The organism is Kothea flammea, from assembly GCF_052161645.1.
Classification (GTDB): Bacteria; Planctomycetota; Planctomycetia; order Pirellulales; family Pirellulaceae; genus Laterigemmans.
The window spans coordinates 4,204,033-4,220,880 of sequence record NZ_CP197414.1 but is presented as its reverse complement, the minus strand read 5'-3'; the positions used below and the strand labels follow the sequence as shown (position 1 = coordinate 4,220,880).

At 53.1% G+C, this 16,848-nt stretch carries 15 protein-coding genes and 1 pseudogene; 6 read left to right on the top strand and 10 right to left on the bottom strand.

All coding sequences use genetic code 11. The features are described from left to right. The first annotated feature begins 103 nt into the window (after positions 1-103). Positions 104-1,061 (top strand): annotated as a pseudogene (locus SH139x_RS15985) (IS256 family transposase). A 35-nt stretch (positions 1,062-1,096) separates the two neighbouring features. On the opposite strand, the gene SH139x_RS15980 reads toward SH139x_RS15985, so the two are convergent. Beyond that, complete coding sequence (locus SH139x_RS15980) at positions 1,097-2,008, bottom strand: hypothetical protein (RefSeq protein ID WP_488350773.1); 912 nt, start codon at positions 2,006-2,008, stop codon at positions 1,097-1,099. A gap of 286 nt (positions 2,009-2,294) precedes the next feature. On the opposite strand from SH139x_RS15980, the gene SH139x_RS15975 reads away from it, so the two are divergent. Then, positions 2,295-3,347, top strand: coding sequence for an IS481 family transposase (locus SH139x_RS15975; RefSeq protein ID WP_488350772.1), 1,053 nt, complete (start codon positions 2,295-2,297; stop codon positions 3,345-3,347). Positions 3,348-3,543: 196 nt separating this feature from the next. Here SH139x_RS15975 and SH139x_RS15970 read toward each other — a convergent pair whose 3' ends face one another. Further along, the gene (locus SH139x_RS15970) at positions 3,544-4,350 is read right to left on the bottom strand and encodes an SDR family NAD(P)-dependent oxidoreductase (protein WP_488350771.1); all 807 of its coding nucleotides are present in this window, start codon (positions 4,348-4,350) and stop codon (positions 3,544-3,546) included. A 206-nt stretch (positions 4,351-4,556) separates the two neighbouring features. Between SH139x_RS15970 and SH139x_RS15965 the strand changes: the two genes are divergently transcribed. The 3 genes from SH139x_RS15965 to SH139x_RS15955 all read left to right on the top strand — a co-directional run bounded on the left by SH139x_RS15965 (position 4,557) and on the right by SH139x_RS15955 (position 7,774). After that, positions 4,557-6,347, top strand: a complete 1,791-nt coding sequence (locus SH139x_RS15965) for a PQQ-binding-like beta-propeller repeat protein (RefSeq protein WP_488350770.1) — start codon at positions 4,557-4,559, stop codon at positions 6,345-6,347. A gap of 480 nt (positions 6,348-6,827) precedes the next feature. Continuing rightward, entirely contained in the window at positions 6,828-7,223 is a 396-nt protein-coding gene (locus SH139x_RS15960; RefSeq protein WP_488350769.1) for a hypothetical protein, read from the top strand. A 125-nt stretch (positions 7,224-7,348) separates the two neighbouring features. Next, positions 7,349-7,774: a winged helix-turn-helix transcriptional regulator gene (locus SH139x_RS15955; RefSeq protein WP_488350768.1), complete on the top strand. Its 426-nt coding sequence runs from the start codon at positions 7,349-7,351 to the stop codon at positions 7,772-7,774. An 8-nt stretch (positions 7,775-7,782) separates the two neighbouring features. Here the strand turns inward: SH139x_RS15955 and SH139x_RS15950 are convergent, their stop codons facing one another. From SH139x_RS15950 to SH139x_RS15940, 3 genes are all read right to left on the bottom strand, one after another. Next, the gene (locus tag SH139x_RS15950; RefSeq protein WP_488350767.1) at positions 7,783-8,208 is read right to left on the bottom strand and encodes a hypothetical protein; all 426 of its coding nucleotides are present in this window, start codon (positions 8,206-8,208) and stop codon (positions 7,783-7,785) included. 71 nt (positions 8,209-8,279) lie between these two features. Then, positions 8,280-8,798 (bottom strand): hypothetical protein, encoded by a 519-nt coding sequence (locus SH139x_RS15945; RefSeq protein ID WP_488350766.1) that lies wholly within the window; start codon positions 8,796-8,798, stop codon positions 8,280-8,282. 12 nt (positions 8,799-8,810) lie between these two features. Further along, entirely contained in the window at positions 8,811-9,638 is an 828-nt protein-coding gene (locus SH139x_RS15940) for an SDR family oxidoreductase (RefSeq protein ID WP_488350765.1), read from the bottom strand. 85 nt (positions 9,639-9,723) lie between these two features. On the opposite strand from SH139x_RS15940, the gene SH139x_RS15935 reads away from it, so the two are divergent. Then, positions 9,724-10,152: a winged helix-turn-helix transcriptional regulator gene (locus tag SH139x_RS15935; RefSeq protein WP_488350764.1), complete on the top strand. Its 429-nt coding sequence runs from the start codon at positions 9,724-9,726 to the stop codon at positions 10,150-10,152. Positions 10,153-10,176: 24 nt separating this feature from the next. Here the strand turns inward: SH139x_RS15935 and SH139x_RS15930 are convergent, their stop codons facing one another. The 5 genes from SH139x_RS15930 to SH139x_RS15910 all read right to left on the bottom strand — a co-directional run bounded on the left by SH139x_RS15930 (position 10,177) and on the right by SH139x_RS15910 (position 16,663). Beyond that, on the bottom strand, positions 10,177-10,704 hold the full coding sequence (locus SH139x_RS15930; RefSeq protein ID WP_488350763.1) for a hypothetical protein: 528 nt from the start codon (positions 10,702-10,704) through the stop codon (positions 10,177-10,179). 68 nt (positions 10,705-10,772) lie between these two features. Next, positions 10,773-11,387 carry a cysteine hydrolase family protein gene (locus SH139x_RS15925; RefSeq protein WP_488350762.1) on the bottom strand — a complete coding sequence of 205 codons (615 nt, stop codon included), beginning with the start codon at positions 11,385-11,387 and terminating at the stop codon, positions 10,773-10,775. Then, the gene (locus tag SH139x_RS15920) at positions 11,377-11,664 is read right to left on the bottom strand and encodes an isochorismatase family protein (protein WP_488350761.1); all 288 of its coding nucleotides are present in this window, start codon (positions 11,662-11,664) and stop codon (positions 11,377-11,379) included. The genes SH139x_RS15925 and SH139x_RS15920 overlap by 11 nt, the downstream gene beginning before the upstream one ends. Positions 11,665-11,729: 65 nt before the next feature. After that, positions 11,730-15,950: a protein kinase domain-containing protein gene (locus tag SH139x_RS15915; protein ID WP_488350760.1), complete on the bottom strand. Its 4,221-nt coding sequence runs from the start codon at positions 15,948-15,950 to the stop codon at positions 11,730-11,732. Positions 15,951-15,976: 26 nt separating this feature from the next. After that, positions 15,977-16,663, bottom strand: coding sequence for a hypothetical protein (locus SH139x_RS15910; protein ID WP_488350759.1), 687 nt, complete (start codon positions 16,661-16,663; stop codon positions 15,977-15,979). Between the last annotated feature and the right edge of the window lie 185 nt (positions 16,664-16,848).

The following is a 16,848-nucleotide window of genomic DNA, read 5'->3' as shown; positions in this document are numbered from 1 at the left end:
ACTTGAACCCTCCAACGGCCCGAAGTGGGCAAAGGAATACGCCTTGACTAAGAGTAAAACAGACCGAGCCGACGTGCCAGTGGACCAACCCGTCGATCCCGAAGTGATTTCCTTTCGGGCCCAGTTCGACCAGCGCAGCCCCCTGGATGAGATCGTCAAAGAAGGTGCCCGACGTATGCTGCAGACCGCGATTGATGCCGAAGTCGAGGCATTCATCACCATGCACGCCGATCGTACCGACGCGCAGGGCAGACGCTTCGTCGTCAAGAATGGAAGCCTCCCCCAACGAGAAATCCTCACCGGTGCCGGGGCCATCCCCGTCACGCAGGGGCGAGTTCGCGACAACGATCCCGATCCTGGAGGACGATGCCAACAAAAAGCAGTGTTTGCTAGTGCTGATGGGGGCAACGCCCGATGGCCAGAAAGAGTTGATCGCGGTACTCGACGGCTATCGCGAAAGCGAGCAGAGCTGGAGCGAGTTGCTGGTCGACCTAAAGCAACGCGGCTTGCAGCTGTCACCGAAGGTTGCCGTTGGCGACGGTGCTCTGGGCTTCTGGGCGGCGATCCGCAAAGTGTTCCCCGAGACTTGTGAGCAAGGCTGCTGGGTTCACAAGACTGCCAACGTACTGAACAAGATGCCCAAAAGCGTTCAGCCCAAAGCGAAAGCCGACCTTCACGAAATCTGGCAGGCTGAAACAAAGGATGATGCGAAAAAAGCGTTTGACAATTTCATGGAAAAGTACGGTGCGAAGTACGCTCCGGCATGCGAGTGCCTCAAGAGGGACCGCGACGTGCTGTTGACGTTCTACGACTTTCCGGCCGAACACTGGAGTCACCTGCGGACAACCAACCCCATCGAATCGACGTTCGCAACCATTCGGCTTCGTCACCGAAAGACCAAAGGCAGCGGTACCAGGCGAGCAAGCCTGGCGATGATGTTCAAACTCGCTCAGTCGGCTTCACGGAAATGGAGACGACTCAACTGCCACGAAAAGATCATCCTCGTCATCGAAGGACGTTCCTTCAAAGACGGAATCATCCAGGAGGAAATCGCTGCCTGATTCAAATTCTCAAAACACAACAATTGACAATATCTCTATCGATACGACCAACCGCTTTTTTGGCAGCAGTCAGCGTCGAAAGGTATGATTTCTCCGCACACTAAACATTCAGATGGAGAAGATGTGTCGTCCTCCGCAGGTGGGTCGTGATGTAAAACGCTATCAGCCTCGAACTGCGTTGAACTCGCAAACTGACGAACTGCGATCGCTGCACTCCCGATCGCGACGAATACCTGCGGCAAAAGAAATCGCAGAGCTACAACGTTACGTTTTCGTTTTTGTCGAGTCTGTCCCAAGTTACCGTTACTGATCCGTTCAATCTCGTTTGGCGGCAAACGCGGTGACAAAACAAAACGGTAACCCAAGAATTTCTCCGAGGTTACATCACGTGAGTCCACTGACCAAAGCGTCCATGTCACGTTGTCTTCTTGACGAATCCAAGGTGGAATAAGAAGCATGAGAATGATAACCCCAAACCCGAGCAATGTAACGCGAGTCTGTCCGTCAGAAAATAGTCTATTCGATTCACTTATCCGAAAAAGGCGAGCGCGCGGGTCAAATCCGATAGTGTCGTGGCTGGGGATGTACTTCTCGCTTCGCACCAGAGACGCCAACAATTGCTCGTCGCTCATTTGTTCACAAGAATCAGTAAACATTTCACGTGTGGAATTTGCGTCGTCAATGGCTCTATCCCACGCCTGACGTTTAGCCGCCAAAGCGTTGCCGAGGTATCCATCGAGAAAGTCGCGTAAGAACTCTCGATCCTCAGCTGCCCGCTGGCATGAAACATCAACCAAAGTGGCCAGCACGATAGGGCGTTCGTTTTTCGAGAGTGTCGATCGTCGTCGCATCGATGCGGAACTTACACGCGCTACTAAAATTACTGCAACCACATAGGTGGCGATCAAGCCCGCGCAAACGGGGATGTAAAGGGGATTCAGCGTCACGTTAGAAATCTCACGATGATGGGCCTAGCGACAGTAAGAATTCATGTAAGTCCCGGGTTTGGGGTGGGCGCCATTCAAGTAAAACCTGGCGGCTTTGACCCATGTGCTTGACCGTGCCAACAGCACTAAACTCGATGGAATTCTCATGTGTAGAAAATTAGACTTGATCTGACACTCACCATTGGATAGAGGAAGGCATTGCCGGTTGCTAGCTGCACGAAGGGAGCGCAGCGACCGGAGTAAAGCTAGCAACCGGCGGTCAACCTCGCAGGACGGGAGTGTCGAAATGACGAACGAACGGAAGATCATTCAGAATAAGATCGGGATGCTTAAGCTGGCCGAAAGGTTAGGGAATGTGTCGGAGGCCTGCAAGGTCTTTGGTTACTCCAGGGACAGTTTTTATCGCTTCAAGGATCTATATCAAACAGGGGGCGAGGAGGCTCTCAAAGAGATTTCCAAGAAGAAGCCTGTGGTCAAGAACCGCGTCGATCCAGCCGTTGAAGAAGCGGTTCTCAAAATGGCTTTTGAGAAGCCCGCCCATGGTCAGGTTCGGGTAAGCAACGAGCTAAAAAAGCACGGGCATTTGGTGTCACCTGGTGGCGTACGAAGCATCTGGTTGCGAAACGGTCTTGAGACCTTCAAGAAGCGACTCAAAGCGCTTGAAGCGAAAGTCGCGCAAGATGGCGGCGTGCTCACGGAGGAACAAGGGGTTGCTCTTGAGAAAGCTAAGCTCGAAAAGGAAGCTCATGGTCAAATTGAAACAGAGCATCCCGGGTATTTGGTGGCGCAAGATACTTTCTATGTCGGCACCATTAAAGGCGTGGGAAGGATCTATCAGCAGACTGTTATCGATACGTATTCTCGAGTCGCATTTGCGAAGCTATATGATCGCAAGAATGCGTTGGTAGCTGCCGATATGCTTAATGACCAAGTGGTTCCGTTCTTCGAAGGAGAAGGGGTTTCGTTGCTACGCATGCTCACCGATCGAGGCACTGAATACTGTGGCAATCGAGAGCATCATGAGTATCAACTCTACATGGCTCTCGAGAACATCGATCACACCAAAACCAAAGCTAGAAGCCCTCAAACCAACGGTATCTGCGAACGGTTTCACAAGACGATGCTTCAGGAGTTCTACCAGATCGCGTTTCGCAAAACGCTCTATGAATCCATCGAGCAGCTCCAAGCGGATGTCGATGAATGGATGCGGAGTTACAACGAAGAACGACCACATAGCGGAAGATTCTGTTTCGGGAAGACTCCGAGACAAACTTTCGATGACTCGAAGAAACTGGCCGAACAGAAAATGCTCGACCAGCTCTTACAGCCCAGTGCGTAATCTGGGTAAAACATGTCAGATCAAGTTCTGGCTACTACAGCTCCGCAGAACACTACTCAAGTCAACAGGATATAAAGAACGTTCGGTCATCAGAATGAAGAGGGCTCAAAACGCGAGCCGCAGCCGAGTGAGTTTTCGGGGCATGGAAAACTCGTCCCTGACTGCGGCCCGCTGAATCGGAAAGAATAGATTTGGCTCACGCGATATCCAGCGATTTCTTCAGTTGACTCCGAAATATATTCGAAGGCATCACGGCACCTAGAAATCCAATCAGCTTTGAAAAGCCGTCGGCGCGAACGACAGGCTTCATCGCGCGAGCTTCGATCGCGTCGGCAACGGTATTTCCAATGGCTTTTGGTACCGGCCCTTTTTGCTGCATGCGATGGAACGCGGCGATGGCCCGATCACGCGGCCCGTCGTATGCGGCAACAGGCTCGGCGGCTCGACGGAAACTTGCTTCGGCACCGGTCTTCACGCCACCATTTTGCAAGTACGAAACCTGGATACCCAATGGCTCAACTTCATAACGCAACCCATCGCAATAAATTTGCAGAGCGGCTTTACTGCACGAGTAAATTGTATGGTAGGGCAATGCCGCGTCGCCAGCATTGGAACTCATGTATAGCAACCGGCCTGCACCGGCTTCTCGGAAGTGTGGCAGCAAAACTCGCGTGACACGATGAGCGCCGATGAAATAGGCATCGAGTTGCTGGTGTATCTGTTCCGGCGTCGTCTCTTCGATGGCCCCGGCCGTATAGAAACCTGCAGCGTAGAACATCGCATCGATTCGTTGTTCGCCGTCCAGAATCTTGCGAACCGCCTCCTGTATGGAATGATCGTCGTTGATTTCCAGTTCCAAGCCGACAACGTTGGAGATGGTCACCCGCGAAGCATCACGGCTGGTTCCATAGACTCGGTGACCCCGCCCAGCCAATGCTTCGGCGGCAGCTTTCCCAATTCCCGACGAAGCACCAACGACCAAACAGACTTTGCGATTTTTCATTCCACGCGATTCCTTTGCTGCTTCGTTGGATCTGTGACGACTGAATGGCACTCAGTCTAGTTATTTCGCTTGCAAACTGCAATGTACCTTTCCGGTGATTTTGGATTCCATTTCGATGGGAGCGTACTAGTATTGCATCCAGCAGCCATTTTCGATAACTTGCACGTTGCAAGCGGATATTCAGACTTGGACCAACGCGAGAATGAATGATGGAAAACGGCAACGACTTGACTTCAAAGATTGCCGATGACCCGGTTTCCCCGGGCAACGACAACCGGGCGGCATTGAGGACTTGGCCAGCAATCGGCTTGTTGTCGCTGATGGTGATCGCGAAAGGCTTGCCATTGCTGTTTTCGGAGCCTCCGCAGTCCGTCCAAGTCGCCAGTCTCTTGGGACCTGCCGCCGCTGCTTTGTTGTTGATCGTTTGGTGGCTCTTTGCCAGCCGCGCGGACAGAAAAGAGAAAGTTGGCGGCCTGTTTGCCCTGAGCATCGTCGCGGGTCTAATCTTCTTGCTACTTCATCCGACGATGCGAGTGTTACCGGCGATGGTATTCTTTGTCCCGATTGGCGTTGGAGCGTTTGCTCTTCCGCTGGTGACCCTTGCACGTTCTCCGATGCGACGTGTTCCCTGTGCGATCTTGCTATCGTTGGTCGGATTCGGTTTCTGGGGCTTGTTGCAGTTTGGGGGTACCTCGGGAATGTTCGCGTTTGAGTTCGACTGGCGATGGAATCCGTCCGCTGAACAGCGCTACTTGGCTTCGCTATCGGACCGCTCGGGCGCGAGTGTGGACGTGAGATTTTCCGACGCGAAAGTTGGCGAGCCGATCACGACAGCCACTGCCCAATGGCCTGGTTTCCGTGGCGCGAACCGTGACAGCGTTGTTCGCGGCGTTTCGATTTCGCCCGATTGGAAATCGTCGCCGCCCAAACAGGTTTGGCGAAAGCTAATCGGTCCAGGCTGGTCTTCGTTTGCCGTAGCAGGCGATTTCCTTTTCACGCAAGAGCAGCGTGGTGAGGACGAAGCGGTCGTGTGCCTTGATGCAACAACTGGCGAGCCTCGTTGGTCACGAACGCATGCCGCGCGATTCTATGAGGGTATCGGTGGCGCGGGGCCTCGTGGAACTCCCACGATCGGAAATGATGTCCTCTACACGCTCGGGGCAGAAGGGCAGCTCGCGGCACTGGATCCAAGAACTGGAAAAGAAATTTGGACGAAAGAACTCCGACAAGACGCCGGCCGCGAGCCTCCGATCTGGGGCTGGTCTTCGTCGCCTTTACTGGTCGGCGACTTGGTCATCGTTCACGCCGGCGGCGAAAGCGACAAAGGCTTGTTGGCTTACGATCAAGCCACCGGTGAACCAGCTTGGTCAAGCTCATCGGGCGTCGACAGCTATAGCTCGCCTCACACGGCAACGCTCTGCGGTGTGGAAGGTTTGCTGATGATTACCGACGCTGGCATCCAGTTCCTAAATCCTTCAGATGGGTCGCAGATTTGGAGTTTCGATCAACCCGGCGAAGGCTATCGGATACTGCAACCATTGATCATCGGTGACCGAGTGCTGATGGGAAGCAGCCAAGGCAGCGGAACGTACTGCCTGCAAGTCAGCCGAGACTCCGATCAGTGGCAAGTGAAGTTGGAATGGGTATCAAGAGACATGAAACCTGACTTCAACGATTTCATCGTCTACCAAGATTATCTTTACGGATTCGATTCGGGCATCCTCGCGTGCGTCGATCTCGAAACCGGTAAGCGAAAGTGGAAGCGAGGACGATACGGAAAAGGGCAATTGCTATTGCTCGCCGATGGGGGGCAATTGCTGATCGTCTCCGAGAGTGGTGACTTAGTCTTGGTACAGGCAACGCCAGAAGAGCTGGTTGAGTTGGCATCCCTCAACGCCATCGAAGGCAAGACCTGGAATCATCCGGTGCTGATTGAAAATCGCGTCTACCTGCGAAATGGCGCGGAAGCAGTATGTTTGGAGCTTCCGGTCCAATAGTGGCACGGTGATCCTCCACCGTGATATACGGCGGAGCACGGTAGAGGATCACCGTGCCTCGATTTTGAATCTGTTCACTTGTCACGGACGGCATAGTAATTGAAAGCCCACATCCCGTTTTGGTTTTCAAAGCGAAAAGCGATCACTCGCCTAAGAATTGGTGATGTGCTCCTGGTAGTTGTTCTGCTTGCATCTTCCGGATGCCAAAACGGCAAGAGCTTCTATGGACCAGCTTCCACCATTTCGCTGGCGTCGCTTAACCCGAACGAGTCAACCTCGTGTGGACGAGGATTCAACGAAGCCGCGACGGCCTACGCCAACGCAGTTAAGCTTGACAAGAACCAATCGAGTGATTGCGTAGCGGGTTACTTTGAATGCGTTAAGCTCGTCTGGCCGCAAGTCGTCGCCGAATCTGTCGATCCTAGGTCCGCAACTGACCAAAAGGCGAGGCAGCTTTACGATTCGGCACTGGGCAAGCTGGTGCAATCCTCGATCCGGCTTGAGCAATTCGACCCCATCCGTGGTGTGCTGATTTCGGGACAAGCCAGCGAACAGCGATGGTTGCCGGTCCGTTATCAAGGCTTCCCCTGCTTTCGCAGCGTCGACATCCGCGGCCTGCTGAATGGAGTCCAGCTTCGCGAGAAGATCGCCCAGGGCAACTTGTTGGCCGACTTCGGCGATCCGTTGCTCGATCCGGCCGCCAGTACGAAACGACATGTCGCTTTCAACACTCGCCCGAAACTCACCGGTCAGCAACTTCGTAACCGGGCAGGAAACGACACTGGCGACCACAACTCGAACGCGTATGGGCGAATTTTCGGGCGATCTCAACCGCGATTCACATCCGAGCATCAGCGCCAGGATTACAACAAGTAGCGCAGCGCGCCCTTGGAATTTATCGCGTTTTATGCGAAAATAGGTGATTCGAGGCTGCTTCATAAAAATCGTTGCTCGTTGCAAGTTATCCATGAGTGGCCGCAGGAAGCTGGACCGTATCCGATATGAAAAATGACCTTCGTTCAGATTGCCCGATCGCCGCATCGTTGGATGTGATTGGTGACCGCTGGACATTGATCGTTCTTCGCGACGTGCTGCTGACTCAAAAGGTTGCGTTCTCGGAGATTGGAGTGTCGGAAGGCATCGCGACCAATATCCTGATGAATCGACTGGAGCGATTGACTGAGGCCGGTATCATCGAGTGCTATAGTCATCCGACAGACGGTCGGCGGCGGATCTACTTGCCGACCCAGCGTGGCATCGAACTCATTCCTGTTTTGGTCGACTTGGTGGTCTGGGGCACCGATCACACAGCGGCTCAGGGCGTTAGGAAAATCGCCAAAGCGATCAAGCAAGATCGCGAAGGGATGATCAAAAGCATCGAAGCAAAGGCGGCGGCTAGTCGTGCCGCCAATTTGCCCAAAGCGTGAAGATTGGATCATTCGTTCACTTCTGCCTTTCCGCGAAAGTGCTCAACGACATCGTCGCGGAACAGCATCGTCAGTGCGATCAACTGGAATACCATGAAGACGGAAATGCCAAGGTAGACAGTCGTTGCCGTTGCCATCTCAACAGGCATCGGGGCGATCCATTGGGCAGCCAGACCATTGGCATAATCGAATGCACCGAGCGCGTTGTAGATCACCAAAGCGCCCCAGAGTTTGGTGCCACGTCGTTTCAGAAAGAGAAAGACCATCACTGGAACGAGGAATCCGAAGATTGCATCGCTGAGCCACGGCGCGAACCAAGCATCGGCTGCAGGACCTCCAAACATTTCAACTTTCGGAAGAAACAGCACAGTTTGTGCTCTGAATATCGTGAAGCACATGAGCAACGCGATCGACCATTTGATAACTTTCGGCATGCTAGCTCGTCATTGATTGGAAGCAAAATTTGAAATACTGGCACCTAGGTCCTTAACGTGACTATGATGAGTCAATCGCGACTGGGACCGCCGATCTTCGATGTTGCACCGCGAAGATGCGTGATTAGTCGGTAGGTGATGTAAATCTGTGTCAACAGGACAAGCGGTACGTAGTACTGGATCACGATCCACATTCCGCCGAGATACGACTCGAACACGCCGGCGTTCAAACCTGTTGGGATCGCAATCGCAAAGTCGACTCCGCCGACGACTACAAACACGGCAACCAACGGTGTTGCCATCTTCGATTTGGCAGCAACCGCGATGGCAGCAGCCAATGCCGTAACGGCGGCTGCGAGATCGCCGAACGCCATGAGGTGAATTGAACTTTGGGGGAGTTCAGGATCAATCTGTCCGTTTACCAGCATTGTCAGGCCGACGAAACGGAACGAATGGACAAGCAGTCCTGGCAAGACGGCTGGGCCAAATGGCTGCGCAGCGAACCAAGGCCGTAAGTACGTAAAGTAGATGACTAGAATGGCAGTGATGCATATCACTGCTTGAATATTCAAAATGATGAGGTTGTTCATGCTTTGGTTATGTCAGTAGTTAGAGTGCCGAGATCGATGAATAGTGGCACGGTGGTCGCCACCGTGAATCTGGACTCGAGAGCACGGCGGAGACCGCCGCGCTACTTTGAAGCTCTTGTTGATCTGCCCGTAGATAAATCCTGGAGCGAATCGACTGAGCCATTTCAGTTGCGCCGACTGTCCAGGCGCGATCTCGTCACGCCCTCGCTCAAAACCGCTGATGAGCGCCGAGACCAGTTTTTCAGGAGCCATTTTTGCAAACGATTCGTCGAGACTTGCAGCCAGCGGCGTATCAACGACGGGAGGTAACAATTCAACGACTCGCACTGACGTTCCGGCAAGCTGTGTCCTGAGGCACTGCGTGTATGAATGCACGAATGCCTTGCTGCCGCTGTAGACAGGTGCCGCCGCGAAGGGGACGTAAGCCAAGCCCGAGCTGACGTTGACGATGATCGACGGGCGTTTGAGCATCCCCGGCAGGAAGTGATGCACTAACCGTACAGGGCCGGCGGCATCGATCGCGATCTCGGTGAGCTGCTTTTCCAACGAATAGCCCTGAGTAACGTCGAAGAAGTCCATCACCCCCGCGTTGTTGATCAAAACGTCGGTACCACCGCGTCCGTCCATGAAATCGCGAAGCGCAACAACTTGTTCGTCTTCCGTGACGTCGCAAACGAACGGAGTAACCCGAGTCATTCCGGATGCCGCTTGATCGAGCGTCGATTGATTCCGTCCCGTGATCACCACGTCGGCACCAATTTCTCCGAACTTCTTGGCCATCTGAAGACCAATTCCAGAACTGCCACCCGTGATGACGATATTTTTCTGATTAAATTTCATCTTGCAATGCTCGCCGAGCGGGAAATTGTGCTAACTTGTAATTAACAAGCTACATTAACCACTTGTACTTTGCAAGGCATCAGTCGTGGCAGAGAATGAAATTCGAGCGGATTGTCCAGTAGCATCCGCGCTCGACCTGCTCGGTGACCGCTGGACGCTGTTGGTCGTCCGCGACATCGTCTTGAGCCAACGTTTCGCATACACCGAGATTGGTGCCGACGAAGGAATAGCGACCAACGTACTTTCCAACCGACTCGAAAGACTGGTTTGCGCTGAAGTCATCGAGCAATTCCAGCACCCGACAGACAAGCGGCGACGAGCTTACCTTCCGACGGAAAAGGGCATCTCGCTGGTTCGTATACTGGTGGAGTTGCTGGTTTGGGGTGATGCGCACACTTCGGCCACTAGCGGGGCCGAATTTGCCGCAGCCATCCGGAAGGATCGAGAAGCGATGATTGCGCACCTCGAAGCCAAAGCACGTCAGAGTGTCGAAGCATTCCACAAACAGCAATGATCGAAGGGATTTGAATAGCTCCGGCTACGAACCCCAAGCACCCGCCAACGCCTTACGTTCGATATCTTTGGCGAACGATGGGGTTTCTTCTTCGATATGTTGTTGGAGAGGGTTGTAACCGGCTTGCGCTTCTTTCAATGCGTCATGTAGCTGATTAGAAAATGCTTCGTCTGCAGTCTCGCTGAACGCTCTGCAAATCAGTTCGCACCGCGTTTCATCAATTTTCACGACCCGTACCTCCCAAGTTACCTCGGCGAGTGCGTACTCAGAATCGCTAAGCCAAAACATGCTGTTTGGTGAGAACCCCACAACATGATCTCTCTCAGAAACCTTCTCAAGGTAGTGCTGGACGATCAGGATATTTTCAGTCGTTTCCAAATTTACTGAGAATCTCTTGCCGGAAGCCAATCTCCCTTGTGCCGCACTCTGGTGCGCCTCAGCACAAGCGGCGTACTCTTCCGAAGTGATCGTAAACATCCACTCACCCAAATTGATCAACTCGATCGGCGCGTTGACAATCGCCTTGGCGGTGGCTTCTCCGATTTTGAACATGAAATATCTCCGATCTGGCGTGTCTGGTGTGTAAGTTGTGAACCGCAAGTTTTATCGACGGCGGCTGATTATCGATGCGTGAGTTGTTTGAATTGCTGGAAGCTCAAAATAGATTGAGCATATCGCGACAATGTGCTTGCAGCGTATTCGGAGATCTCTCCGACGTCCTCGCTTATCGCTTCTTGGATGAGTGTCACGTGATAGCCCAGTTGTACGCCATCCCTGACGCTTGAGTCGATCGAGATGCGAGCCAGCGGACCGGCGATGATTAAATGTTCGATTTCTCGCCTTTGAAGCTGTTCATGCAGATTCGTGCCCTTGAACGCGCTGAGCGTGCTGCGTGCTGAAAGCACCAGATCATCAGGACCAGGCAACAACTTGTCGGGGATGCCTTCACGGCCATCAACCGGTTTCACAGCCTCTTTAAGCAGCCGATGGGCGCGAGTCTCGAACGTATGTTCCGCTGCGGCGTCGAACTTGCTGTAGACAACGCTAAAATCGGATCGTCGCGCCAACGCGACTACATCCAAAAGCGACGACATCAATCGGCTGGAATCGGGCACGAGCCCCTTCTGCACATCGACCAGCAATACCGCCGTCTCGCGCGATGGATAGGTTCGATAAGGGCGGAAACGTCGGTGCAACCACCAACGGGTAATGGCGTTTATTGTCTCAGGAATCATGGGTGACCTTTTCGGTTTGCAGTGCGTTGACCAGTTGATTGGTGTCCAACACAGCGTGAGCGATCTGCGGATAAATTTCAGCGACCGTCGTGTGGTGTTCTTTACGCGAAAACGTGGCTACGGCGTCGGTCACCAGCGTAACGTGATAGCCCAGGTCCACTGCGCTTCTATCAGTTGCTTCGATGCAGGAAGTGGTGGCTATTCCGACACGTACGATAGAATCCGGTCTGCAAGCTCGCGCTTCGTACAGTCGCTTGGAGTCGGCTGCGGAATTCATTGGTTCTCGGTGTGGCAGAGTTTTATTACCACGCGGAGCTGTTTAGTGATGTTGAAAAGTAGTGCTCACTTCTCCTGCTCGATTAGTAGTTTACGCGGGTGCTCGACTGAACCATCCAGGAGTCCGCCCGCGAGTTCTAGTGCAGTAAGCCAAGTCGGGTGTAAGCTTGACAAATCACGATTCGTCGGCTTGAACGCGGCAGAAAGCTTCATGTACGCGTCTTTAAAGTTTTTGGCGTTTTCAGCAGACGCCTCCGCGTTCAAAACCCAATACCAGTGGAATGTCGCCGCGTACCAGTTGTCAGTGCTCACGGCCAACTCAGCTTGTTCGCGATGCCAAGTTGCGTCGACCTCAAGCTTCGACTTCCGGAATTGCTTTTCGAACGGCTGATTCTTAAATTCTAAATCAACCAGCAAGACGTCATTACCCCGTGGGAATGCCAGCCAGCGACCATCAACGGATCTCTCGTTTGAGCTGTCCAGGATTTCGAATGTTTGAAACTCCAATCGACGACCGGATACAACATCCCATCCGATCTTTTTCCCCATATGCGATTTCGAATAAACCTTCGAGCCGTCGGGGCTAAGGACGACGTTCGATACATAATAATCCGAGTGCCCCTTGAGGCTTCGACACTCCTCAGTCTGATTTGTGTCCCAAACCGTTAGCACCCATTTCGCCGCATTCCTTCCCAATGTGACAATTCGAGAGTTATCAGGACTAATCGCTACCCTAAACAAAGTCTGCTCGGCACCTCCGTCGAGTGCCGCCAATTCTTCACCGCTCTTTGCGTCCCATAACTTGAGTATTCCATTCGAACTTGTCGACACGATCCTCGAACCGTCCGCACAAAACGCCAAGTCGTCGCATCCGAAATGGCCTTGAAATTTTTGAAGCTCATTACCAGTTTCAGAATCCCATAAGGTAATAAGTTTCTCGCTGCCGGAAACGAAATGATGACCCGAAGGGCTGAATGCAACGCAGTTTACGACACCTCCAAATGATTCGAGAATTTGAAGTTCAACGCCGCTGGCAACATCCCAAATCCTGATCGTACTATCACCTTCTTCACCGTAGTTGGCTTGACCAGACGCAGATATGATTCGCTTTCCATCAGGACTAAAAGCGATTGAATTCACCCAATCCCTGTGCCCACTTAGTGTCAGTAGTTCGTGCCCTGCACGTGTATCCCAAAGCCTGATGGTATCGTCATTGCTGGCTGACGCAATACTACGACCATCAGGGCCGAACGCTATACTATTTACTCCAGCACTATGTGCTGCAATCACATGGATTTCCACGCCCGTCGCAACATCCCAGATACGGAGCGTACCGTCACTACTGCCAGTGGCGATTTGCTGACCATCGGTACTATAGGCAACTGCCAGAACAGGCTCGGAATCCGTCTGGAATACTCGCTGTACCTCACCGGTAAGCAAGTTGAAAAACTTCAACATACCATCACTAGTACCGAGCGCGACCACATTGCTATCTTTCCCAAACGCTAGGCTGATAATGTTATGGAATTGTGCTTCAAACCTTCGGCTTCCGATCTGTTCCGTGATATCCCATAGTTTTATTGTGCAATCATCGCTTCCAGACACGATCCGCTTTCCGTCTGGGCTAAAAGCCACACTGCGGACGAGACCGGTATGCCCCTTGAAGGTCCTCTTTGCTTCACCTGTGGCCGCATCCCAGAGCCTGAGGGTTGTATCCTCACTTCCCGATACGATCCACATGCCATCTGGGCTAAAGGCGACGGCGAGAACCGCTCCCACATGTCCTTCGAACGTGCGAAGCACTTCACCCGTTGTCACATCCCATAACTTGAGAGTTCCATCAGCACTGACCGATACAAATTGGCTTCCATCTGGATGAAAGGCTACAGACGGAACGTATTCGGAATGTCCCTGTAGCAAGCGGACTTCTTGCCGATTAACGACGTCCCAAATTTGAAGATCGCCCCTGGTGCCATTTGCCACGATCCATGTCCCGCAGGGACTGCAGGCAAGTGGAGGGAAGTTGATAGAATTCCCATTTTGGAAGTAGATTTCCTGCCCCGTCGCCGCATCTAGAATCTGGAAATCCCCATTCGGATTCCCGATGAAAATCTCTTTCCCATCGGAACTGAAGATCGCTGTGGGGGATTGCTCTCTTGCCTCAAAATCGCGGATTCTTTCTCCGGATTTTAAATCCCAAAGAAGTAAAGTTCTATCCGCGCACACTGATATACATTTCGCGTTATCGAGGCTAAATGAGTGCCTGTCAAACCTTGTGTAACTGCGACCATCAGGGCGAGGAATTTGCAATGTTTGGAGCTCGTTACCGGTCGCCGCGTCCCAGTGTTTAATAGTATTGTCCTCGCTCTGCGAAACTACTTGCGTGCCGTCCGGGCTAAAGCCCACTATGTTAATTGACGCATTCTTATGTCCGTAACATGTGGCGTACCCACCTTGAAATTGGCGCTGAAAATGAAACCACTCGAAATGTCGGTTCTGGGGAGGAACAAGAGCCAATAAATCACTGGCATCGCGCGTTCGATTAGCATCCCACCGAGCAACCGCAAGATAATAGTTAGAACGAGCGAGTGTGGCCTCGGTCTTGTCCCGTTGTTCTTCGGCGATGTGCTGCTGCTCTTTTGCTCGCTTGGCTTCGCCAGCAGCTAAGGCAGACTGCTGGGTAGCTACCTTCAATGCCAACAGCGAAATGACGAGTAGAATGGTTGCGGTCGCAAGTAGGGCGGCCACTACTGGGTTTCGCTTACACCAACGCCAAGTACGTTCACTTGGGCTGATCGCGCGGGCATGGATCGGTTCGGCTCGCAAGAATCGTCCTAAGTCAGCTGCCAGCGTCTCCGCCGATTCGTACCGACGAGTTGGTTCTTTCTGCAAACATTTTAAACAGATCGTTTCCAGGTCCTTGGGTATTTGCGGGTTCAGTTGCCGTGGTGACACCGGCTCAACGCTCATCACCTGCAACAGTGTGTCCAACGGGTTCGCTGCCTGAAACGGTGGTCGACCTACAACCAAGCAATAAAGCAACGCCCCCAATGAATAAACATCCGAACGCGGCCCGACTTGCTCGTTGTCGCCACCTGCTTGCTCCGGCGGCATGTAGCTGGGTGTGCCCATTACGGATCCGGTCCGCGTCAACCCGCTCTCGCTTTCCAAATTCTTAGCTAAACCGAAGTCAGTTACCTTAGGATTGTCCTGTTTATCCAACAGAACATTGGCCGGCTTCAAGTCGCGATGAATCACTCCCTGCGAATGGGCGTAGGCAATCGCTTGTGTAATCCGATGCAGTAGCTCGGCTGCTTCGCGCGGAGGTAGCGGGCCGTCTTGAATCCTTTGCTGGAGACTTTGACCTTCTATAAAACCCATCGCAAAGAAGTGCTGACCCTCGTGCTGGCCAATTTCATAGATTGGTACGATTCCGGGATGGTCAAGATTGGCCGCCGCTTCCGCTTCCATATAAAACCGCGAAACGTCTTCTTCCGATGCTAACTGGCCCGCCAAAATCATCTTCACCGCCACCAGACGATTGAGATTGATTTGCCGTGCTTTATAAACGACTCCCATGCCACCGCGAGCCAGTTCGGAGAGTAGTTCGTAGTCGCCAAAGTAGCGAACTCGATCCCCGACGCTTGCTTGTTTCTGGTGAACAGCACCCGGACTCGTTTTGAACTGCTGACCACTGTCGCTGGTGGCTGATGCCAAAGGCATCGTCGGCTGATCGCCCGCGGTTGGATTTAGCGGTAACGTTACCAGGTCTGGGGATACGGGCTCTACATTCGCCGCAGACGCCATGCGGTCGTGATCAGAAAAGAACTGAACAAGCGCATCCGCATACTCGGGGTGCCGTTCTAGCAGAGCCGCACGGTCCACCTGTTCCCCACGATTCTCGGCATCAAGAAAGTCTGCGATCAGTCCCTGCAGGGTGTCATCGTCGCCTATACTGTCGCCTGGATTCATCATTGATTCTGCGTTTACTTGTCCAGAAGAATTAAAGCCCTCTACAGAATACAGATACCGTCTTTGCCTGTTCGTGTGTTTGGGGTAGAGAAAAATGTCAAATTTATCCCACAGCGATTCCTCAACCGCTAATTTTGGCGAGCGACTCGCGCGATTTCGGCCCGTATCTGCGGCTGTTGGCAGGCATGCAGCTTGATCCGTTAGCGGATAAGGAATGGCGTTGCCGCTTCCGTTGTCCCGTGCCAAGGCCGTCGAACCGGCCACCAAACTTAGCAGAACGCTTAAGAACGAAATGACAGTAGTTGGCTTGCGCATGGGATGCTGCTCCGAGGGTGTGCGTATCATTGGGGTAAATCAAGCTGTTCGGGTTCTTCCAACCGAACAAGCAGTGCTTCTTGAGTCTGCTCAGGACCGAAGTGGATCAGTAATTCCGCGTTCTCTTGAGTTAGGTTATAGATTCCGGTTTCCATGACGATGTCCGCATTCGAATCGTCGGCCGCTTTCCAAACAGCCCGCTGCGTCTGCTCGTCAACCATGCCCCCAACAGGATGTGTGACTTCAGTCGATTCGTTATAGAACGTTCCGGCGATGATGCCCTCTTTGCTGACAGCTAATTGCAAAAACATACTACTGGCATTGACGCCTTCAGCAGTGATGGCGAAAACGCCCAGTGGCATCCATTCAAGTTTCTCCGTCTCCTCCGTCGTCATTTCCGGAACAGACTCGGCGACTTGCGATGTGTCTGCGAAATACTGTTCCGCCGTTCCATACTCCTGACCGTTCACGTAGACGGTGTTGTCCATGTAGTAGACATTGCCACCGGATCCGTATCGGTAGTAAACCGGACGAGCCCACTGATAAGTGACCCAGCCCGTGACGGCTCCAGCCGTAGCCCAGCGCCACCAGTAATGCGGACGGTAATTGGGATAGCCGGGATGTCCCGGATGCCAGGGAAGGGGTCGCGCGACCGGCGGATGAACCGGAAGCTGAGTCGGCGGATGCGGTGGAATCGGTCTCCCGGGCGGCAACGCGGGCAGTTGTGTCGGTGGCGGTTTTATGCCCGGCTTATTCGGTAAAGCCGGCAATTGGGAGGGCGGTGGTTTAATACCCGGTCTGTTTGGCTCTGCGGGGAGTTGCGCGGGAGGAGGATCAATACCAGGCCTGGCGGGACGAGTGGGAGTTTGAACGGGCGTACCAGGACTGGGCCTAGTCT